This is a genomic window from Pseudarthrobacter sp. L19 (genome assembly GCF_050859435.1).
Lineage (GTDB): Bacteria > Actinomycetota > Actinomycetes > Actinomycetales > Micrococcaceae > Arthrobacter.
The window spans coordinates 251,690-272,438 of the sequence record NZ_CP193935.1; the positions used below are offsets into that span (position 1 = coordinate 251,690).

Below are 20,749 nucleotides of genomic sequence, written 5' to 3' on the forward strand. Positions count from 1 at the left end.
CTGGGTCGGCACCTACACCTCCGTCAGGCGTTCCTGGCAGCTGGGCGAGACGACCCGCAGCGTGCTGGCCGGGTTGGAAACGAGGGCTGCGGCCGGCCTGACCGGACGCCGCTCGAGGTTACCGCCGCAGTTGGGGCACGCCCCGTCGCGGAAACGGGCGACGCAGCCCGGGCACCAGGTGCACTCGAAGGTGCAGATGTAGGCCTCGTCGGTGGGCGCGATGTCCCTGTCGCAGCATTCGCAGTTCGGTCGGATCTCAAGCATGCGACCAGCCTACCGGGCAGTAACTGACGCGCCGCGCGGCCTTCGACCCGGCGGGTCCTTGGCCTCTTGGCGCGGCTCCGGGAGCAGGCTTCACTGGGCGCAGGCCCTCACCGCATCCGGAGGCACACAATGTCCGTCCCCATCCTCCTGGCCGTCGCCGTCGTCGTCCTCGCGGTCGTGGTGGCGGTCGCCATCGGTCGGCAGAAAGACCCTCGGCGGAGGGCCGGCACACTGGTGAAGACCGGCCTTGCGCTCATGACGGTCTTCACTCTTTTGGCCGGAGCATTCATCGGCGGCTACGCGATGGACGAGCCCGGCGGCCAGGCCGGTCTGATGATGATCCTGTCCTGGGCGGCACCGGCTCTGGTCCTCGCTGTCCTCGCCTGGTTCTGGCCGGCCGGAAGCGCTCCGTTGCTGGTGGCGCTGACGGCGGTTCTCGTCGCCGTCTGTATATGGTTTGCCCTCGATCCGGCGGCGGCACGCGATATCCAGAATGCTCATGGTCCGGTGCTCGCCATCGGCGTCGTCGTGCTCGCGTTCGCTGCCGCCGTCCTGGGATTGGAACGGACCCGCACGGCCGGCTGGCTGCTGCTGGCCCTGGGGGCCGTCCCGCTGTTGATCACGGTCCTGGCCAGGTCCGGCCCGGCGGCCTCGCTCGCCGCGGCCAGTGTGGTTCCTCTGGTCACCGGAGCCATCTACCTCGTGGCGTCCCTGATGACGCGCGGAAAGTCGACGCCGGAAAGCAAGCGGGCCGCCGCGGCCTAAGTCCCGGCGGCGGAGAAAACCAAGTAGTGAAGCCGTGAGAAACAAGTACCCGGCTTTCCGTATCCCGCCGCGGGCGTGATCTAGGGTTGCCTGAACTCCCGCCGCCGGAACCGCTCAGGTGCTTGCGCCGGGCCCGCCGACGTCGAGCACGGCGCCGGCCATTCCATCACTGGGGGAACCTTTGAAAAAGCCACTTCTTGCCCTGCTGCTGTCCGCCGGAGTCGTCGGAGCCGGCGTCGGCGCACCCGCCGCCACCGCCGCCGAACTGCGCACCGTCTGCACCGCCGGCTGCGACTTCAGCACCATCCAGTCCGCCGTCGACGCCTCGGCGCCCGGCGACACCATCCAGGTCCAAGGTCCGCTGACCGTCGCCGGCACCACGGTGATCACCAAAGACGTCACCGTCACCGGCTCCGGCGGCGCCACCCTGACCCAGACCGCAAACGCCGTGACCGTCCTGGTCACCGGGGCGGGCGCATCCCTGACGAACCTGACCATCACCAGCGACGTCCCCTACCCCAAGGAATTCATCCAGGTGGGCGCCGCGGACGTCACCATTTCCGGCAACACCGTGTTCGGACCGGCCCAGGCGCTGCCCATGAGCGGCTGGGTGACCAACCGCGGACTCGTCACCCAGGGCGGCATCCCCGGACTCACCGTCAGCGGAAACACCTTCCACTCCCTCCGCAGCGGCGCCTACCTGAACCCGAACGGCAGCGGCCTGATCGAGGGGAACACCCTCTACAACACCAAGGGCGACTTCCTGATCGATAACGCCAACTTCACCTTCCAGGGCAACCGCCCCGGCGACGCCGCCCAACCGAGCGAGTGGGGCTTCGTCGTTTTTGGATCGACGGAGGCCGGCCGCTACCCGTCCATGGCCGCCCTCAGCGCCGCGAACAACGGCATGAGCGCCTGGGACCAGCGGACCGGAGAGAAAGCGGTCGTCCCCCTCTCGGCACAGGCCTGCAAGGACGACGGCTGGAAGTCCTTCCTGCCGTCATTCAAGAACCAGGGGCAGTGCATCAAGTTCGTCAACGCCGGCTGACGGCACCGCGCACCTAGCGTGAAACGGCTCTTGACGGCGGTGTCCGGACAGCATGTGATGGACGGGAACCGACCCCGGACCACCCATCTGCCGGACGCCCGCCGTCCGGAACGCCGAAAGGACAACGAATGTCCCTGCTCGACTCCGCCCTCTGGAACGGCAAGATCTACCTCAACGGCTGGCGCGACGGGGGCGGCGGGACCGGCACGGCCGTCGAACCGGCCACGGGCGAGGAGCTGGGCAGCTACGGGGTCGCCTCGGTGGATGACGTCCGGGAGGCCGCCGCCACGGCGGCGAAGGCGCAGAAGGAATGGGCCGCCCGGAACCCGGAGGAGCGCGCCGCCGTCCTGCGCCGCGCCGGGCAGCTCTGGGAGGAGCACGCCGCCGACATCCAGGACTGGATCGTCCGCGAATCCGGCGGCATCCCTCCCAAGGCCGGCCTGGAAACCCACATCGCCGCCAACGAATGCTACGAGGCCTCCGCACTGCCTTCGCTGCCGGCCGGTGACGTCCTGACCTCCAACGAAAACCGCTGGTCCTTTGCCCGCCGCCGGCCCGTCGGCGTCGTCTCCGTGATCGCCCCGTTCAACTTCCCGCTGATCCTCTCCATCCGCGCCGTCGCCCCGGCCCTGGCCCTCGGCAACGCCGTGCTACTCAAGCCGGACCCGCGGACCACGGTGTGCGGCGGCGTCAGCGTCATCCGCATCTTCGAGGAGGCCGGGCTCCCGCCGGGGCTTCTCTCGCTCCTGCCCGGCGGCGCGGAGGTGGGTGCCGCCGTCGTCGAGGCCGAGGAGGTGAGCGTCATCGCGTTCACGGGTTCGACGGCGGCCGGGCGGAAGATCGGCGAGACCGCCGGCCGGCTGCTCAAGCGCGCCCACCTGGAACTGGGCGGCAACAACGCCCTGATCGTGCTGCCCGGGGCGGACATCGCCAAGGCGGCCTCCGCCGCGGCGTTCGGGTCCTTCATGCACCAGGGCCAGATCTGCATGGCCGCCGGCCGGCACATCGTGCACGAGGACATCTACGACGACTACGTCGCAGCCCTCTCCGAGAAGGCCGCCCACCTGCCCGTGGGCGACCCGAAGAGCGGCACCGTGGCGCTCGGGCCGGTGATCGACGAACGCCAGTTGCAGCGGGTGGACGGGATCGTCCAGGACGCCGTCGCTGCCGGCGCGAAGCTCGCCGCGGGCGGCACCCACGACGGCCGCTTCTACCAGCCGGCCGTCCTGGTGGACCTGGACACGGACAGCCCCGCCTGGAAGGACGAGATCTTCGGCCCGGTGGCCCCGGTGATGAAGTTCTCCACCGTGGACGAGGCCGTGGCGCTGGCCAACGACAACGAATACGGCCTCTCGATCGGCATCCTGGGCGACGTGGGCCTGGCCATGACCATCGCCGACCGGCTGGACTCCGGCAAGGTCCACATCAACGAACAGACAGTCTCCGACGAGGCCAACTCCCCTTCGGCGGCACGAAGAACTCCGGCAACGGCTCACGGATCGGCGGCCATCACGCCAACATGGAGTCCTTCACCGAGATCCAGTGGCTCACCATGCGGCCGGAGATCGCGCCCTACCCGTTTTAGGAGCGGGCCGCCCGGGGCGCCGGCGTTCGGACCGGGACGGAGCGGTGCTACATGTGCACGTGCAGGCGGCGGGCCGCCTCGGAGATCGATCCGCTGAGGGACGGGTAGACCGTGAAGGTGCTCGCGACGTCGTCGACGTGCATCTTCTGCGTCACGGCCAGCGAGATCGGGAAGATCAGCTCGGAGGCGTTCGGGCCCACCACGACGCCGCCGATCACGGTGCCGGAGCCCTTCCGCGCGAAGATCTTGATGAAGCCGTCGCGGTGGTTGCGCATCTTGGCGCGGGCGTTGCTGCGCAGCGAGAGCTTGACGACGTCGCCCTGGTACTTGCCGGAGTCGATGTCCGCCTCGGATACGCCCACGTTGGCGATCTCGGGCGAGGTGAAGATGTTGGAGGCCACCTGGTGCAGCTTCAGCGGGGCGACGCTGTCGCCGAGGAAATGGGCGATGGCGATCCGGCCCTGCATGGCGGCGACGGAGGCCAGAGCCAGGACGCCGGTGCAGTCACCGGCGGCGTAGATGTTCGGGGCGGTGGTGCGCGAGACGCCGTCGACCTTGATGTGGCCGCTCTCGGTCAGCGCGACGCCCGCCTCCTCCAGTCCGATCCCGTCGGTGTTCGGGATGGAGCCGACCGCCACCAGGCAGTGGCTGCCGCGGACGGTGGAGCCGTCCGCGAGGGTGACCACGACGCCGTCGTCCGTGCGTTCCACGGTCTCGGCGCGGGCCCGGGACAGCACGGTGACGCCGCGGCGTTCGAAGACACCCTCGAGGACCTCGGCGGCGTCCGCGTCGGAGCCGGGGAGGACCCGGTCGCGGGAGGAGATCAGCGTGACCTTGGAACCCAGGCCGTTGTACGCGGAGGCGAATTCGGCGCCGGTGACGCCGGAGCCCACCACGATCAGTTCCTCGGGCAGCTCGTCAAGGTTGTAGATCTGCGCCCAGTTCAGGATGCGTTCGCCGTCCGGGCGGGCGGTGGGCAGTTCGCGCGGGTGGGCACCGACGGCGAGCAGGATCGCGTCCGCCTCGACCGTCTCCACGCCGTCCGCGGTCAGGACCTCGAGCGTGTGGTTGTCGAGCATCTTTCCGGAGCCGAGCATGACGCGAACGTTCTGACCTTCGAGACCGCGCTGGATGTCGGCGGACTGCTGCCGGGCAAGGCCCAGGAGCCGGTCATTGATGTGCTTGAGGTCAGCGCGCATGGTGGGCATGCAGTCGCCGCCGTCGACGTCGAACTTCACGCCCAGCTCCCCGCCTCGCCCACGCGGGTCATCAGGTCCGCGGTGGCGATGAGGGTCTTGGAGGGAACGACGTCGGTGAGTACGGCGGAGCCGCCGAGGCCGGCGCGCTCGATGATGGTGACCTGCGCTCCCAGCGAGGCGGCGACCATGGCCGCCTCGTAGCCACCCGGCCCTCCGCCGAGAATCGCGATACGGGGTGCACTGAAATCGGGATGCGTAGTCACAATCATCCATTGTCCATCATCCGGACCGGCGCCACCAAGCCACGGTGCTGGGCAGCGCGGGGGCGGCAGGGTAGCTTGTTCCAGTGAGCAACACGGAATTCCTGAACACTGACCCCTTCGACGCCGCCCGCGCCGCCGCCGACTACATCGCGGAGGAGACCGGCGTCGACAGCCACGACATCGCCCTGGTGCTGGGCTCGGGCTGGGGGGACGCCGCCGAACTGATCGGCGAGACCACCGCCACCCTGTCCGCGGACGAGGTCCCTGGCTTCTCCGCCCCGTCGGTGGTGGGCCACGTGGGCACCATCCGCTCGGTTCTCACCCGCGAGGGCAAGCGCGCCCTGGTGCTCGGCGCCCGCACGCACTACTACGAGGGCAAGGGCGTCCGCGCCGTGGTGCACGGGGTCCGGACCGCCGCCGCCGCCGGCTGCAAGACCCTGGTCCTGACCAACGGCTGCGGGGGCCTAAACGAGGACTGGGCTCCCGGCACCCCGGTGCTGATCAGCGACCACATCAACCTCACCGCCACCTCCCCGCTGGAGGGCGCCACGTTCGTGGATCTGACCGACCTCTACTCCTCCCGGATCCGACGTCTGGCCCGCGAAGTGGATTCCAGCCTGGACGAGGGCGTCTACGCGCAGTTCACCGGCCCGCACTACGAGACCCCGGCCGAGGTGCAGTACGCCAAGCGGATCGGCGCCTCTCTGGTGGGCATGTCCACCGCGCTGGAGGCCATCGCCGCACGTCACGCGGGCATGGAGGTCTTCGGCATCTCGCTGGTGACCAACCTCGCCGCCGGCATCAGCCCGGTTCCGCTGAGCCACGAAGAGGTCCTCGAGGCCGGCCAGGCCGCGGGCCCGCGCATCTCCAAGCTGCTCGCGGAGATCATCGCCAAGCTCTAAGCGGACCGGCTCAGCCTGCCGCCAACCGCGCCACGGTCCTGGCCCGGTCCTCCGGGAACCGCCGCTCCATCGAGTCGGCGATCCCGGCGATGGTCTGCCGGGCCAGGGTCTGCCGCCACACCAGTTCCGCCTGCCGCATAGTCTGGGAGACCAGGCAGGACCGGGTGAAGTCGTCCCGCTCCCCGCCGCCCGGGACATTGCCCAGGATGCCCTCGCAGCGGAAGGCCGGTTCCTGGCCCTCGATGGCCAGCACCACGTCCAGGACGGTGATGGCATCCGGCCGCCGGGCCAGCGCGAACCCGCCGCGCGGGCCCGAGACCGAGACCAGGATGCCCTCCCTGACCAGCGCCTGCAGCTGTTTGTTCAGGTAGGCGGCGGGCAGGTCGTACAGGGCCGCCAATCGGCCGCTGTTGACGGCCTCTCCCACGGGGGTCCAGGACATGGCGACGCACGCATGCAGCGCCCACTCCACCCCTCGCCCCATCCTCATATTCCAGACGCTATGTGTCCGGAAATTGGGGTGTCAACGGGCCAAGGGGCCCGGTGGGGCTCTCCTGCGGCAATCCTGAGCAAGCCCTGCGGAGGGTCCGGACGTAATGGAACTGTAAGGCCGCGCGCGCTTGTCGCGGCGCGCCGGCCCCCGGTTTGCCGCTAGTTTGGTATCCATGACGTCTTCCGATGCCGCACTGAACGATCTCCTGGGCGAAGCCCGCGCCTGGGCCGGACAGGACCCGGATCCGGCCACCGCCGCCGCCCTGGCCGAGCTCATCCGCCTCACCGAGGAAGGCGCCCCCGGGGCCCGCCAGGAACTCGCGGACAGCTTCAGCGGCACCCTGGAGTTCGGCACGGCCGGCCTGCGCGCCGCCCTCGGCCCGGGCCCGAACCGGATGAACCGCGTGGTGGTCCGGCGCGCCGCCGCCGGGCTCGCCGTCTTCCTCACCGGCGCCGTCGGCCAGGCCGCCGCCGGCACCCGGCCGCGCGCCGTCGTCGGCTACGACGCCCGGCATAACTCGGACGTGTTCGCCCGCGAGACCGCCGCCATCTTCACCGCCGCCGGCATCGAGACGTTCCTAATGCCCGCCGCGCTGCCCACCCCGCTGCTGGCCTACGCCGTCCGCGCCCTGGACTGCGACGGCGGCGTGATGGTCACCGCCAGCCACAACCCCCCGCAGGACAACGGGTACAAGGTTTACCTGGGCCGGCACGCCGTCGAGGAGTCCGGCCGCGGCGCCCAGATCGTGGCACCCTACGACGCCCGGATCGCCGCCGAGATCGACGCCGTCGGCGCACTGGATTCGATCGCCCTCGCCGGGGACGGCTGGACGGTCCTGGAGCCCTCCATCGCCACCGACTACCAGGCCTCCGTCGCGGCGCTGGTGATGCCGGAGCACTTCCCGGCCCGCGACCTGAAGATCGTCCTGACCCCCATGCACGGCGTGGGCGGGGAAACCGCCGTCGCCGTGCTGAACGCCGCCGGCTTCGCGGACGTCACCCTGGTCACCGAGCAGGCCCTCCCGGACCCGGATTTCCCCACCGTCAGCTTCCCCAACCCCGAGGAACCCGGCGCCCTTGACCTGGCGCTGGAGACCGCGGCCCGGGTGGACGCGGACATCGTGATCGCCAACGACCCCGACGCCGACCGCGCCGCGGTGGCGGCCAAGGACCCGGACACCGGCGCCTGGCGGATGCTGCGCGGCGACGAGGTGGGCGCCCTGCTGGGCGCGCACGTGGCCGCCCGGCTCGCGGCCGACGGCGGGGGCTGTGCAGGCAGGCGCCGCGGGCGCCGCGCAGGACGGCGAGACCGCCGGTGTGTTCGCCAATTCCATCGTTTCGTCCCGGCTGCTGGCCCGTGTGGCCACCGCCGCCGGCTACGAGCACAAGGAGACCCTCACCGGTTTCAAGTGGATCGCGCGTGTCCCGCACCTGCTCTACGGCTACGAGGAGGCCCTGGGCTACTGCGTGGCCCCGTCCCTGGTCCGCGACAAGGACGGCATCTCCGCCGCCGTGCTGATCGCCGAACTCGCCGCCGCGGCCAAGGCCGCCGGCCGGACCATCTTCGACACCCTCGACGAGCTGTATCTGGTGCACGGCCTGCACGCCAGCGACCAGCTCAGCATCCGGGTGGCGGACCTGGGCCTGCTGGACGCCATGATGAACCGGCTGAGGGTCAGCCCGCCGGAATCCTTCGGCGGCTCCGCCGTGGAGACCGCCGCGGACCTGGCCGAGGGCAGCGAACAGCTTCCGCCCACCGACGGCCTGCTCTACCTGACCCGCGACGGCAGCCGCGTGATCATCCGGCCCAGCGGCACCGAGCCGAAGCTCAAGTGCTACCTGGAGGTGATCCGGGGCCTGGAATCCGCCGCCGGCCTGCCCCAGGCCCGGCAGGAGGCCCGCGCCGCGCTGGACGCCGTGCTGGCCGACGTGCGCGAGGCCCTGGGCCTCTAAACCCTCGGGCTGCCCTGCGGGGCTACAGCCGGATTTCGATGAAGCCGTCGACAGCCCGCGCGGGGTAGGTGGCCAGGCGCAGCTCCGGGTTGCCGAGGCACTCCCCGGTCAGCACGTCGTAGACCTCCTTGTGCAACGGGGACGCGAGGGTCCGCCTGGTCCCCCGCGACCCGGTAATTCCCCGGGCCATGACGTGCGCGCCGGTGGCCGGATCGGCGTGGTCGACGGCGAAAACCTCACCGCCGGCCGTGCGGAACACGGCCACCTGCCGCCCCGCGACCAGCGCCGCCTCACCCCAGCCCGGTTCCAGGTCCTGCACCGCGCAGACCCGGTGCCACCCGGTCCCGTGCGTTCCCGCCATCTGCTCCGCAAAACTGCGGGCCGCGTCATCCAGTACGGCAGTCATCCGGGGCTCCTCCCTGCTTGCTTTCCGGTTTTCCGGCAGCCACTGCGGCCATGCCCCAACGCTAGGACTATCGTGTAACGGCCGCATAAGGCCCATGTGTCCGGCCGGTAAAAGAGACCTCACCCGGGCCGAAACCCGTCCGTGATGCAGAAGTTAAGACCACGAAACATTCGGGAAACTGACGCGAAACTGCCGCTGCCTAGGCTGGCCGGAGATGTTGCAGCACACCGCCTGCGGCCCAACGAAAGGCCACCCGTGACCGGACAGACCGCCAGCCCCAGCTCCTCCTCCCCCGCACCCGCCACGGCGAGGCGCGTCGTCGTCGCCGGCGGCGGCCCCGCAGCCCACCGTTTCGTCGAGGCAATGCACGCCCGCGGCCTGGCGGGCTGGCAGATCACCGTGCTGACCGAGGAGGCCCACCTGCCCTACGACCGGGTGGCGCTGAGCAGGGCGCTGACCGATACCGGCGTGGACCTCACCCTGGGCGAGGCCTCCCTGTGGGAGCACGAGGCGCTCACGCTCCGGACCGGCGAGCGCGCCACCGGCATCGACACCGCCGCGAAAACCGTCCAGACCGCCGCCGGCACCGTCTACCCCTACGACGAGCTGGTGGTTGCGACCGGCTCGGACGCGGCCCGCCTGCCCATCCCGGGCGCCGAACACACCCACGTCTACCGCACCCTGGAGGACGTCCGGGCCATCAACCAGGAAATTGCGGACCTCACCGCGGCGCTGGGCCGCACGGTCAACGCTGTCACCATCGGCGGCGGGCTGCTGGGCCTGGAGGCGGCGGCCGGCACCGCCCAGCTCGGCGCCAACCCGATCGTCATCAACGGCTCCCCTGGCTGATGAACACCCAGCTGGACGAGGGCGCCGGCCAGGCCCTCGGCCGGCTGATCGAGGCCAAAGGCTTCACCGTCCACGGCGGCGTCTTCCCCGCCGAGGTGCTCGCCGACGACGCCGGCGCGGTCACCGGCGTGCTGCTGGCGGACGGGCGCGTGGTCGATGCCGACATCGTCATCACCGCTGTCGGCGTGCGGCCCCGCGACGAGCTGTTCCGGGCCGGCGACGGCGGGCCCCAACAGTTCCAGCTCGGCCCGCGCGGCGGCGTCGTCATCGGCGAGGACTGCCGCACCGAGGTCCCCGGGATCTGGGCGATCGGCGAGGTGGCCAACTTCGGCGGCATGTGCCTGGGCCTGGTGGCACCGGCGAACACGATGGCGGAAATCGTCGCGGACCGGCTGCACGGCGGCGCCGCGACCTTCCACGGCTTCGACACCGCGACCAAACTCAAGCTCTCCGGCGTCGACGTCGCAAGCTTCGGCGACGCCTTCGCCCGCACCGACCACGCGCTGGAGATCGTCTATGCGGACCCGGCCCGCGGCGTCTACCAAAAGATCGTCACCACCGACGACGCCACCACCCTGCTCGGCGGGATCTTTGTCGGCGACGCCGCCCCGTACACCGCGCTGCGGCCGCTGCTGGGCCGCGCACTGCCGGCCGAACCCGGCGCCTACCTCACCGCGGCCGGCGGCGGCGGGGTCGACGCCCTCGCTGCCGAACTGCCCGACGACGCCATCCTCTGCTCCTGCAACAACGTGGCCGCCGGGACCATCCGCGACGCCGTCAACGGCTGCGGCACCTGCGAGGGCAGCGAACCGGTGCGGGACCTGCCCGGGCTCAAAGGCTGCACCCGCGCCGGCACCAGCTGCGGATCCTGCGTCCCGATGCTCAAGAAGCTCCTCGACGGCGAACTCACCAAGTCCGGCGTCGAGGTCTCCACGGCGCTGTGCGAACACATCGGACTCTCCCGCCAGGAACTCTTCGACGCCATCCGGGTCCTGGAACTGACCTCCTTCGAGGACGTCATGGCCCGCTACGGCAGCGGTGAGGGCTGCGATATCTGTAAGCCCACCATTGCCAACATCCTCGCCAGCCAGCACGGCGCCTACGTCCTCGACGCCGGCCGCGGCACCCTGCAGGACACCAACGACCGGGCCCTGGCGAACATGCAAAAGGACGGCACTTACTCGGTGGTGCCGCGGATCGCCGGCGGTGAGATCACGCCGCAGAAACTCGGCGTGATCGCCGCCGTCGCCGAACAGTACGGCCTGTACACGAAGATCACCGGCGGCCAGCGGATCGACATGTTCGGCGCCCGACTGGAACAACTCCCGGAGATCTGGAAGCTGCTGGTGGACGCCGGGTTCGAATCCGGCCAGGCCTACGGCAAGAGCCTGCGCACCGTGAAGTCCTGCGTCGGGTCCACCTGGTGCCGCTTCGGGGTGCAGGATTCGGTGGCCATGGCCATCCGCCTGGAACTCCGGTACCGCGGTTTGCGCAGCCCGCACAAGCTGAAGATGGGGGTCTCCGGCTGCGCCCGCGAATGCGCAGAGGCCCGCGGCAAGGACGTCGGCGTGATCGCCACCGCGGACGGCTGGAACCTCTACGTCGGCGGCAACGGAGGCGCCACCCCGGCGCACGCCCAGCTGCTCGCCAAGGACCTCGACGACGAGACGCTGATCCGCTACATCGACCGCTACTTCATGTACTACATCCGCACCGCCGACCGGCTGCAGCGCACCGCCCGCTGGCAGGAGGAGCTCGACGGCGGCATCCGCCACGTCGAGGACGTGGTGGTGCACGACAGCCTGGGCATCGCCGCGGACCTGGAGGCAGCCATGGCCAAACACGTGGACACCTACGTCGACGAGTGGGCCGAAACCCTGCAGGACCCGGACCGGCTGCGCCGCTTCCGCTCCTTCGTCAACGCGCCGGACCAGAAGGACGACTCCATCACCCTGGTCCCCGACGAGCGCGGCCAGATGCGGCCCGCCACCGCGGAAGAGAAACGCTCCCGGCTGATCGCCACGACCATCCCCGTCAGGTCGGCCGGCCCCGCCGCCGGCGAACCCACCGAAAGCAGGGTCTAATGCAGCTCAGCATCGAACTCACCGGCCGGACCGTCCTGGTCGCCGGCTCCGACGCCGCCGCCCGGCAGGCCGTCCTGCGCTACCGGGCCGCCGGCGCCGTCGTGGGCCGCCTCACCGGCCCGGACGCCCCGGCGGCCCCGGGTCCGCTGCCCTTCCTGGTGGCCGCGGTGGACGACGGCCAGCCCGGCTGGCCGGCCCGCCTGGACCGCTTCCGCGCCGCCGGGGTTCCGATCGCCGCCGAACCCGCGGCCGGTCCGGCCGGGCACGTCACCCTGGTGGGCGGCGGCCCCGGCGCCGGAGAGCTCCTGACCGTCGCCGCGGTGGCCGCCCTGCGTGACGCCGACGTGGTCTTCTACGACCGGCTGGCACCGCACCAGGACCTGCCGTCCCTGACCACCGCGGACCTGGTGGACGTGGGCAAGACCCCCGGCCACCACAAGGTCAGCCAGGCCGGCATCGAGGAGCTGATGGTCGCCGCCGCCCTGGCCGGAGCGAACGTGGTCCGGCTCAAGGGCGGCGACCCGTACGTCTTTGGCCGCGGCGGCGAGGAGGTGGCCGCCTGCGTGCGCGCCGGGCTGCCCGTCCGGGTCATTTCCGGGGTCACCAGCGCCGTCTCCGTCCCGGCCGCCGCGGGCATCCCGGTCACCCACCGCGAGGTCAGCCGCCTGTTCACAGTGGTCTCCGGCCATGCCCCGCTGACCGAAGACGAGCACCGGCACCTGGCCGGGCTCGGCGGGACCATCGTGGTGCTGATGGGCATCGGCACGCTGCACCAGCTGGCGGCCGGGCTGCGCCGGGCCGGGATGCGCGCGGACATGCCGGTGGCGGTGATCGAGCGCGGCTACCAGCCCGGCCAGCGCACCACCATCGCGGACCTGGGCGGCATCACCACGGCCGCGGCCGGCTGCGCCAACCCCGCCGTCCTGGTGATCGGCGAGGTGGTCCGGGTCGCGGAGGCGAACCGGGGTTGCGACGCCGCCGCTGCCGAACTGGACCGCCTCGCGGCGTCCCTGGTCGGGGCGTGAGCGCCGTGACCGTGAACAGCCTGGCCGGCACCGCCACGGACGCCGCCGGATCCGCCGACCAGCCGCTGGAAGGCTTCCGGATCGGTGTCACCTCCCACCGCCGCTCGCAGGACCTGATCGAGGCCCTGGAGCGCCGCGGCGCCGAGGTGCTGCACGCCCCGGCGCTGAAGATCGCCCCGGTGCAGGAGGACCACGGGCTGATCGAGGACAGCCGCGCCATTATCGAGGCCCGGCCGCAGCTGTGCATCGCCACCACCGCCTACGGCATGCGCCGCTGGTGCGAGGCGGCGGACAGCTTCGGCATCGGCGACCAGCTGCTGGAGACCCTGGGCGCCACGCGGATGTTCGTCCGCGGGCCCAAGGCCCGCGGCGCCGTGCGCGCGGCCGGCCTGGCCGACGTCGGGATCAGCAGCGACGAGACCACCGCAACCCTGGTGGACATGTTGCTGGCCGAGGGGTCCGCGGCAAGACCGTCGCCGTCCAGCTGCACGGCTACACCGACGTCCGGCAGCTGGAGCGGCTCCGGATGTCCGGGGCGAACGTCATGACCGTCACCCCCTACCGCTGGGTCAAACCCGAGGGCGCCGGCCGGCTGCCCAAGCTGATCGAGGCCGCCTGCAACGGCAGCCTCGACGTCCTGACCTTCACCTCCGCCCCCGCCGTCGACGCACTGTGGAGCACCGCGCACGAGATGGGCCTGTACAAGCAACTGGTCGCGGCGCTGAAGACCACGGTGGCCACCGCCGTCGTGGGCCCAATCACTGCCCAGCCGCTGGTCGACGCCGGCGTGCAGCCGCTGGTGCCGGAACGGTTCCGGATGGGCGCGCTGATCCGGCTGGTCTGCGAACACTTGGCCCTGAACCACGTCCGCCGTCTGGACACCGCCGCCGGCGCGGTGGAGCTGCGCGGCCGGTCGCTGCGGATCGACGGCGACCCCGTGGAACTGGCGCCCGCGCCGCTGCTGCTGATGCGCGCGCTGCTGGGGGCCGGCGGCGCCGTGCTGTCCCGGGAGTCGCTCTCGGAACTGCTGGAACTTCGCGGCTCGGTGCACGCGCTGGACATGACGGTCAGCAGGCTCCGGTCCGCACTGCCGGACGCCTCGCTGGTGGAAACTGTGGTGAAGCGGGGCTACCGGCTCCGGGTGTGAGCCACGCCATTACCAGCTGGTAACAATTGGCGAACAGGGAGCGAAAATACCGCAACACCGCAGAAACGTGCGCGAAAAACCGGCCTCCTACGCTGGGGAACAACAGAAACAGGGGCCACACCAGCAGGCCCGCCAGCGAAAGGGCCAGCACATGTCCGCACCGAAAACCTCCGCCGCCAGCACCGCCTCCACCACCGTGGCCTCCTCGCCGCGGATCGTGATTGCCGGGGCCGGTCCGGCGGCGCAGGCCCTGGTCCGCCAGCTCACCCGCACCCCGTTCGGCGGCGCCATCACGGTCCTCAGCAACCGGGACGACGCCCCGGCGGAACTGCTGGAGCTGGCCGTCCTCCCCCAGGTCTCGGTCCGGTTCGGCCAGCCCGCCAGCTTCATCGACGCCGAGCAGCGGCGTGTGACGACGGCGGACGGCCTCGAATTCGGCTACGACCAGCTGGTCATCGCCACCGGCTCGGCCCCGGCCCTGGCCCCGATCGAGGGCTCGGGCCGGTGCCTGAACTACTCCACGATCGACGACGCCGGCACCCTCGGCGACGCGGTCAAGGACGTCACCCGGGTCCTCGGTCGGCGGCCGCTCGGCATCCTGGTGGGCACCGGCACCGCAGCCGGACAGGCCGAGGCGGTGCTGCGGGCCCGCGGCGTCCGCCCGGTCCGCACCACGCTGCGGCCCGCCGCCGTCGTCCCCACCCTCGCAGGGTCCGTACTGCCGGCCTCCGGCATCGTCTTCGAGGACGGCTCCAGCATGAGCGGTGACCTGGTGGTCCTCGCCGAGGAGCGGATCTCCCGGGACGGACTGGCCCGCACCGCCGGGCTGGCCACCGCCGCCCAGGGCGGGATCCTGGTGGGCGCCGACTACCGCACCTCCGTGCCCGGGATCTGGGCGATCGGCGACGCCGCGGCGCTCGACGGGGTCCGGCTGGGCCTGCTGGTGGCCGCCGGGTCGGCCGCCAGCATCTGCGCCGCCGGCCTCGTGCAGGCCTGCCTCCAGGTCCCCGTCGCTGCCGCCGCCTGAGCCCCGGCCGGCATGGTCCCATATGGCAAGATGGTGCACTGAGAAGCCACGACGCGCGCCGCGTCAGCAGCCGGGCCGGCCATGATCCGTCCCGTCAGGAAAGGGACCACCATGAGCAACGACGCCACCACGGCCGGGGCCTCCGGCACCGGCCAGGACCTCCACCACGGCACCGGCAACATCGCCGCGTTCATTGACCACACCCTGCTCAAGCCGGAGGCCGGCGAGGCCGACGTGCTCAAGGTCTGCTCCGAGGCCGCGGAGTACCAGTTCAAGTCCGTGTGCGTGAACCCGATCTGGGTCAAGACCGTCAAGACCGCCCTCAAGGGATCCGGCGTACTGACCTGCTCCGTGATCGGCTTCCCGCTCGGCGCAACGCCCAGCGACGTCAAGGCCTTCGAGGCCCGCGGCGCCGTGCTCGACGGCGCGGACGAGATCGACATGGTGATCAACATCGCCGCCGCCCGCGCCGGCGACAAGGGCGCCCTGGTCGACGACATCCGTGCCGTGGCCGAGACCGTTCACGCCGGCGGCGCCATCCTCAAGGTCATCATCGAGACCTCCCTGCTGGACGACGCGCAGAAGGTCCTCGCCTGCGAGGCCGCCGTCGAGGCCGGCGCCGACTTCGTCAAGACCTCCACCGGCTTCAACGGCGGCGGCGCGACGGTCGAGGACGTCACCCTGATGCGCCGCACCGTGGGACCGGACCTGGGCGTCAAGGCCTCCGGCGGCGTGCGGTCCCTCGCCGACGCGCAGGCTATGATAGCTGCTGGTGCAACACGTATTGGCGCCAGTTCCGGCATCGCGATCGTCAAGGGCGAACAGGGTTCGTCCGCGTACTGAGCGCCGCACCGGAAAGCACGCCGCCACAGTTTTTACAGCCCCGCGGGGCCGAGGAGGAACGAATGTCCAGCAACAACGGCAAGACCGCCAAGACCCGTCGGGGCGAGAACAACCTGGCATCCAGCGTGGTGCTGTTTGTCATCATGATGGCGCTCTTCTTCGGTGCCCTGTACTCGCTGTCGTTCCTGACCCTGGGCAACCCCTGGCCGATGCTTGCCTGCCTGGTGCTGTTCGCCCTGGCGTTCTGGATCCCGCAGACCATCACCGGCCGCTCGGACTCGGCCGGCGAACACTAAGCCTCGTCCAACGCACTGAAGCCCCGGTCCGCCGGGGCTTCAGTCGTTTAACGGCCGGTTCCGGACGGGCGCGGCGCTTTCTGCCCGCGGCGCCGCCGCCGGCGGCTAGCTTCCCGTGCCGAGCAGTCGGCCGACGACGGCGGAGCCGAAGGCGACCGCCGCCGGGAAGTGCCCGCGGGCGACGTCGACGGCGGCGACGCACATCCCCACCATGGCGTAGGCGCCGACGGGGATCAGCACCAGCCACTCGCGCCGCGAACCGGCCCGGCCCAGGAGCGGGATGGAGAACGCCCCGTTGGCCTTCCAGACGTCCTTGACCAGCGGCAGCTTGCGCAGGAACTTCGGCGGTTTGACCACGATCGGCCACAGCAGCGGCACTCCCCCGGTGGTGATCATGTCCCCGATGATGTGCACCAGCACGCCGGTCAGCATGGACACCGGCAGCCAGGACCACTGGTGCGGGGCGAACCAAGTCACCAGCCCGGCCATGGTGAGCGCGAAGATCCAGTTGCTGACCACCCCGTACTTTGGGAAGAGCTTCAGCGCCTTCGCGGCGATGTTGATCAGGAACATGCACAGCAGCCCGGCGCCCACCGAGAGCAGGCCCCAGTCGGTCTGCAGCTGGATCTTCCCGGCCAGCGCGGCGAGCAGCACGAAGAACGCCGCCCCCAGCACCGAGTGGGTGCCCTGGCGGTGCCCGCCGGAGGCGTTCTCGATCCCGACGGCGATCAGGTTCGAAAGCGGCGGCAGCGCGTGCGCCACCGTGGACGAGCGGTGGTCCCAGTCGCAGATCAGCGCCGTCCCCGCCGTCGCCATCCCGCCGATAACGATCCCGGCGGGATCCAGCGGGTACCAGCCGAGCGTGTACGGCCCGGTCGAGGCAATCGCCACCCACGCCGCGGCACCTGACGCGGCGTGGTGTCCTCCCATCACGGCCTAGCCCGCGGCGGGCGGGGCGTCGGTGAAGATCGCCTCGATCACGCTGTTGGCCCAGGCCAGGATCTCGGCGTCCTGCAGGTCGCGGCCGCCGATCCGGGCGGTCTTGGGCTTGGGAATCAGCACCGCGTCCAGCGCCGGCTTGGTCTGCGAGCCCGGGTACATCCGGGCCAGGCGCATCTGCTTGGACTCGGGCAGCTGGGCGGGGAGAACTTGATGAAGTTCCCCTGCAGCGCGACGTCGGTGAGGCCCGCCTCGCGCGCCCCGACCCGGAATCGGGCCACGGCCACGAGGTTCTGCGCGGGCAGCGGCAGCTCGCCGTAGCGGTCCACCAGCTCGGCCTCGACCTCCTCGATGGCTTCGTTGGTCAGCGCGGCGGCCAGCTTGCGGTAGGCCTCCAGGCGGAGCCGTTCGCCCGGGACGTAGTCGTGCGGCAGGTGCGCGTTGACCGGCAGCTCGATCTTCATCTCGGCGGCCTTCTCCTCGGCCTCGCCGCGGTAATCCGCCACGGCCTCGCCGACCAGCCGGATGTAGAGGTCGAAGCCGACGCCCTGGATGTGGCCGGACTGTTCGCCGCCGAGCAGGTTGCCGGCGCCGCGGATCTCGAGGTCCTTCATGGCCAGCTGCATGCCGGCGCCAAGCTCATTGTGGGTGGCCACGGCCTTGAGCCGCTCCAGCGCCACCTCGCCCAGGGGCTTCTCCGAGGGGTAGAGGAAGTAGGCATAGGCGCGTTCCCGGCCGCGGCCCACCCGTCCGCGCAGCTGGTGCAGCTGCGAGAGCCCGTACTTGTCCGCGCCGTCGACGATCAGGGTGTTGGCGTTGGAGATGTCCAGGCCGGTCTCGATGATGGTGGTGCAGACCAGGACGTCGAAGCGCTTCTCCCAGAAGTCCACGATGATCTGTTCCAGCCGGCTCTCGGACATCTTGCCGTGCGCCACCTCCACGCGCGCCTCGGGCACGAGTTCGCGGATCTTCGCGGCGGTGCGCTCGATCGTGGAGACCCGGTTGTGGACGAAGAAGACCTGCCCCTCGCGCATCAGCTCGCGGCGGATCGCGGCGGAGGTCTGCTTGTCCGTGTACGGGCCCACGTAGGTCAGCACCGGGTGCCGCTCCTCCGGCGGGGTGGCCAGGGTGGAGGTCTCGCGGATGCCGGTAAGCGACATCTCCAGGGTGCGCGGGATCGGCGTCGCGCTCATGGCCAGGACGTCCACGTTGGTGCGCATCTTCTTCAGCGCCTCCTTGTGCTCGACGCCGAAGCGCTGCTCCTCGTCCACGATCACCAGGCCCAGGTCCTTGAACTCGAAGTCCTTGGACAGCAGCCGGTGGGTGCCGATCACGACGTCGACGGCGCCGGTCTTGACGCCCTCGGCCGTCTCCTTGGCCTCCTTGGCGGCCTGGAAACGGGACAGCGGGCGGACCCGCAGCGGGAAGCCGGAGAACCGCTCGGTGAACGTCTCGTAGTGCTGCTGGGCGAGCAGGGTGGTGGGCACCAGCACGGCTACCTGCTTGCCGTCCTGGACGGCCTTGAACGCGGCCCGGACGGCGATCTCGGTCTTGCCGTAGCCGACGTCGCCGGAGACCAGGCGGTCCATCGGGATTTCCCGCTCCATGTCCGCCTTGACCTCGTTGATGGTGGTCAGCTGGTCCGGGGTCTCCACGTACGGGAAGGCCTCCTCGAGCTCGCGCTGCCAGGGCGTGTCAGGGCCGAAGGCGTGGCCGCGGGAGGCCATCCGGGCGGAGTAGAGCCGGATCAGTTCGCCGGCGATCTCCTTGACGGCCTTGCGCGCCTTGGACTTGGTGCTGGCCCAGTCGGAGCCGCCCATCTTGCTCAGCACCGGGGTGTCGCCGCCGACGTAGCGGGTGACCTGGTCCAGCTGGTCGGTGGGAACGAAGAGCCGGTCGCCGGGGGCGCCGCGCTTGGACGGGGCGTATTCGAGCACCAGGTACTCGCGCACGCCGTCGCCACCACCGGCTACCTTGCGCTGGATCAGTTCGACGAACCGGCCGATGCCGTGCTGTTCGTGCACCACGAAGTCGCCGGCGAGCAGCTGCAGCGGGTCGACGGCATTGCGCCGCTTGGAGGGCATCTTCCGCATGTCCTTGGTGGACCCGGCGGAGGTGCGGCCCAGCAGGTCCGCCTCGGTCAGCAGCGCGGTCTTGAGCCCGTCCAGGACGAAGCCGCGGCCCACGCACGCGGTGGTGACCTCAATCAGGCCCGGCTGCGGCTCGGCTTCCAGGGTCTCGACCCGGGCGCAGGGGATGTCGTTGTCATGGAAGAGTTCGGCGAGGCGCTGCGCGGGGCCGGGGCCCTCGGTGGCGACCACGATCCGCCACTGGTCGCGCACGTGCGAGCCGATGAAGTCCATCATCTCGGCGACATCGCCCTGGTAGCCGCGCGGTTCGCGGGCGTGCAGGTTCACGACGTCGATGTCCGGCAGCAACTCCTCGTCGCTGGCCAGGGAGCTGATCGACCACCATGACACCTGGTGCTCCAGCGCGGTGGCGCGGGTCTCGGCCAGGGACCGGAAGCTGGCCGAGTGCAGCGCCTCGGACGCGGCGGCGCTCAGGTCCAGCGGGGCCGCCCCGCCGTCGGAGGCCGTGGACCAGGCCGCCTCGAGGAATTCCTCGTTGGTGGCGGCGAGGTCGTGGGCGCGGGTGCGGACCTTCTCGGGTTCAATCACGACGGTGATCGAACCGGCCGGGAACTGGTCCACGAACGGGACCATCGAGTCCACCAGTACCGGGGCGAGGGACTCCATGCCCTCGACGGCGATGCCGCCGGCGATCTTCTCCAGCATGTCCGCGGCGGCCGGCAGCTGGGACTTCAGCGTCGCGGCGCGGGACATCACGGAGGGGGTGATCAGGATTTCGCGGCACGGCGGGGCGTGCAGTTCGGTGGGGTGGTGCACGCCCGGGGCGGTCAGCGAGCGCTGGTCGGCGACGGCGAACCAGCGCATCTGCTCGACCTCGTCGCCGAAGAACTCCACCCGGATGGGGTGGTCCTCGGTGGGCGGGAAGACGTCCAGCATGCCGCCGCGGACGGCGAACTCGCCGCGCCGGGTGACCATGTCCACCCGGGCGTAGGCGGCGGCCGCGAGGTTCTTCACCACGTCCCCGAACGGGGCCTCCTGGCCCACGGTCAGGGTCACGGGCACCAGCTCGCCGAGCCCCGCCACGATCGGCTGCACGACGGCGCGGACGGGAGCGACGACGACGCGCAGCGGCGTGCCGGAGGCCTCCGGGTGGGCCAGCCGGCGCAGCACGGAGAGGCGGCGGCCGACGGTGTCCGAGCGCGGGGAGAGCCGCTCGTGCGGGAGGGTCTCCCAGCTGGGGAATTCGGCGATGCTGCCGGCGGGCAGGAACGCGTCCAGGGCCTGCACCAGGTCCTCCGCCTCACGCCCGGTGGCGGTCACGGCCAACACGACGGGGGCGGCCGCGGCCGTGCCTTCTGCGCCGGCGGCGCCGGAAGAGAGCAGGCCGTCCGAAACCTCGGCGAGCAGGGCCGCGCGCAGTCCGGCCGGGGCGCTGAGCTGGTAGCCCTCGCTGCGGGCGGAGACCGGCCGTGACGCCTCGGCCTGCACCCGGGCGAAGGTTGAGTCCCGGGCGAGGACGCGCCGCAGGCCGGAAAGTGAGGGGCCGGGAAGGCTCATGGCGGAAACTCCTGA

At 71.1% G+C, this 20,749-nt stretch carries 12 protein-coding genes and 5 pseudogenes; 11 read left to right on the forward strand and 6 right to left on the reverse strand.

Features of this window, described 5'->3' with window-relative positions:
- Nucleotides 1-12: 12 nt before the first annotated feature.
- Nucleotides 13-264 carry a DUF1272 domain-containing protein gene (locus ACRQ5B_RS01160; protein WP_432396115.1) on the reverse strand — a complete coding sequence of 84 codons (252 nt, stop codon included), beginning with the start codon at nucleotides 262-264 and terminating at the stop codon, nucleotides 13-15.
- A gap of 129 nt (nucleotides 265-393) precedes the next feature.
- On the opposite strand from ACRQ5B_RS01160, the gene ACRQ5B_RS01165 reads away from it, so the two are divergent.
- From ACRQ5B_RS01165 to ACRQ5B_RS01175, 3 genes are all read left to right on the forward strand, one after another.
- The gene (locus ACRQ5B_RS01165; RefSeq protein ID WP_432396118.1) at nucleotides 394-1,029 is read left to right on the forward strand and encodes a hypothetical protein; all 636 of its coding nucleotides are present in this window, start codon (nucleotides 394-396) and stop codon (nucleotides 1,027-1,029) included.
- A gap of 181 nt (nucleotides 1,030-1,210) precedes the next feature.
- A complete protein-coding gene (locus ACRQ5B_RS01170) occupies nucleotides 1,211-2,077 on the forward strand; it encodes a right-handed parallel beta-helix repeat-containing protein (protein WP_432396121.1) in 867 nt (288 codons plus the stop codon).
- Nucleotides 2,078-2,205: 128 nt separating this feature from the next.
- Nucleotides 2,206-3,759, forward strand: a complete 1,554-nt coding sequence (locus tag ACRQ5B_RS01175; RefSeq protein ID WP_432396123.1) for an aldehyde dehydrogenase family protein — start codon at nucleotides 2,206-2,208, stop codon at nucleotides 3,757-3,759.
- Here ACRQ5B_RS01175 and ACRQ5B_RS01180 read toward each other — a convergent pair.
- Nucleotides 3,710-5,124 (reverse strand): annotated as a pseudogene (locus ACRQ5B_RS01180) (NAD(P)H-quinone dehydrogenase). The gene ACRQ5B_RS01175 and the pseudogene ACRQ5B_RS01180 overlap by 50 nt on opposite strands.
- Nucleotides 5,125-5,207: 83 nt before the next feature.
- Between ACRQ5B_RS01180 and ACRQ5B_RS01185 the strand changes: the two are divergent.
- The gene (locus tag ACRQ5B_RS01185) at nucleotides 5,208-6,026 is read left to right on the forward strand and encodes a purine-nucleoside phosphorylase (RefSeq protein WP_432396126.1); all 819 of its coding nucleotides are present in this window, start codon (nucleotides 5,208-5,210) and stop codon (nucleotides 6,024-6,026) included.
- A 10-nt stretch (nucleotides 6,027-6,036) separates the two neighbouring features.
- On the opposite strand, the gene ACRQ5B_RS01190 is transcribed toward ACRQ5B_RS01185, so the two are convergent.
- A complete protein-coding gene (locus ACRQ5B_RS01190) occupies nucleotides 6,037-6,516 on the reverse strand; it encodes an RrF2 family transcriptional regulator (RefSeq protein WP_432396129.1) in 480 nt (159 codons plus the stop codon).
- 175 nt (nucleotides 6,517-6,691) lie between these two features.
- Here ACRQ5B_RS01190 and ACRQ5B_RS01195 point away from each other — a divergent pair.
- Nucleotides 6,692-8,471, forward strand: a pseudogene (locus ACRQ5B_RS01195) (phospho-sugar mutase).
- Between the two features lie 22 nt (nucleotides 8,472-8,493).
- Here ACRQ5B_RS01195 and nirD read toward each other — a convergent pair.
- Nucleotides 8,494-8,877 (reverse strand): nitrite reductase small subunit NirD, encoded by a 384-nt coding sequence (gene nirD, locus ACRQ5B_RS01200; protein WP_432396132.1) that lies wholly within the window; start codon nucleotides 8,875-8,877, stop codon nucleotides 8,494-8,496.
- A 363-nt stretch (nucleotides 8,878-9,240) separates the two neighbouring features.
- Between nirD and nirB the strand changes: the two are divergent.
- The 6 genes and pseudogenes from nirB to ACRQ5B_RS01230 all read left to right on the forward strand — a co-directional run bounded on the left by nirB (nucleotide 9,241) and on the right by ACRQ5B_RS01230 (nucleotide 16,148).
- Nucleotides 9,241-11,810 (forward strand): annotated as a pseudogene (nirB, locus tag ACRQ5B_RS01205) (nitrite reductase large subunit NirB).
- On the forward strand, nucleotides 11,810-12,835 hold the full coding sequence (gene cobA, locus ACRQ5B_RS01210) for a uroporphyrinogen-III C-methyltransferase (RefSeq protein ID WP_432396135.1): 1,026 nt from the start codon (nucleotides 11,810-11,812) through the stop codon (nucleotides 12,833-12,835). The pseudogene nirB and the gene cobA overlap by 1 nt, the downstream one beginning before the upstream one ends.
- A 5-nt stretch (nucleotides 12,836-12,840) precedes the next feature.
- Nucleotides 12,841-13,982: pseudogene (locus ACRQ5B_RS01215) on the forward strand (uroporphyrinogen-III synthase).
- Between the two features lie 151 nt (nucleotides 13,983-14,133).
- Nucleotides 14,134-15,009 (forward strand): FAD-dependent oxidoreductase, encoded by an 876-nt coding sequence (locus ACRQ5B_RS01220; protein WP_432396138.1) that lies wholly within the window; start codon nucleotides 14,134-14,136, stop codon nucleotides 15,007-15,009.
- Nucleotides 15,010-15,120: 111 nt separating this feature from the next.
- Entirely contained in the window at nucleotides 15,121-15,852 is a 732-nt protein-coding gene (gene deoC, locus ACRQ5B_RS01225; RefSeq protein ID WP_364136913.1) for a deoxyribose-phosphate aldolase, read from the forward strand.
- A gap of 62 nt (nucleotides 15,853-15,914) precedes the next feature.
- A complete protein-coding gene (locus tag ACRQ5B_RS01230) occupies nucleotides 15,915-16,148 on the forward strand; it encodes a hypothetical protein (RefSeq protein ID WP_432396141.1) in 234 nt (77 codons plus the stop codon).
- A gap of 105 nt (nucleotides 16,149-16,253) precedes the next feature.
- Here ACRQ5B_RS01230 and ACRQ5B_RS01235 read toward each other — a convergent pair whose 3' ends face one another.
- Complete coding sequence (locus ACRQ5B_RS01235) at nucleotides 16,254-17,078, reverse strand: metal-dependent hydrolase (RefSeq protein ID WP_432396143.1); 825 nt, start codon at nucleotides 17,076-17,078, stop codon at nucleotides 16,254-16,256.
- 6 nt (nucleotides 17,079-17,084) lie between these two features.
- Nucleotides 17,085-20,734, reverse strand: a pseudogene (gene mfd, locus ACRQ5B_RS01240) (transcription-repair coupling factor).
- Nucleotides 20,735-20,749: the final 15 nt, after the last annotated feature.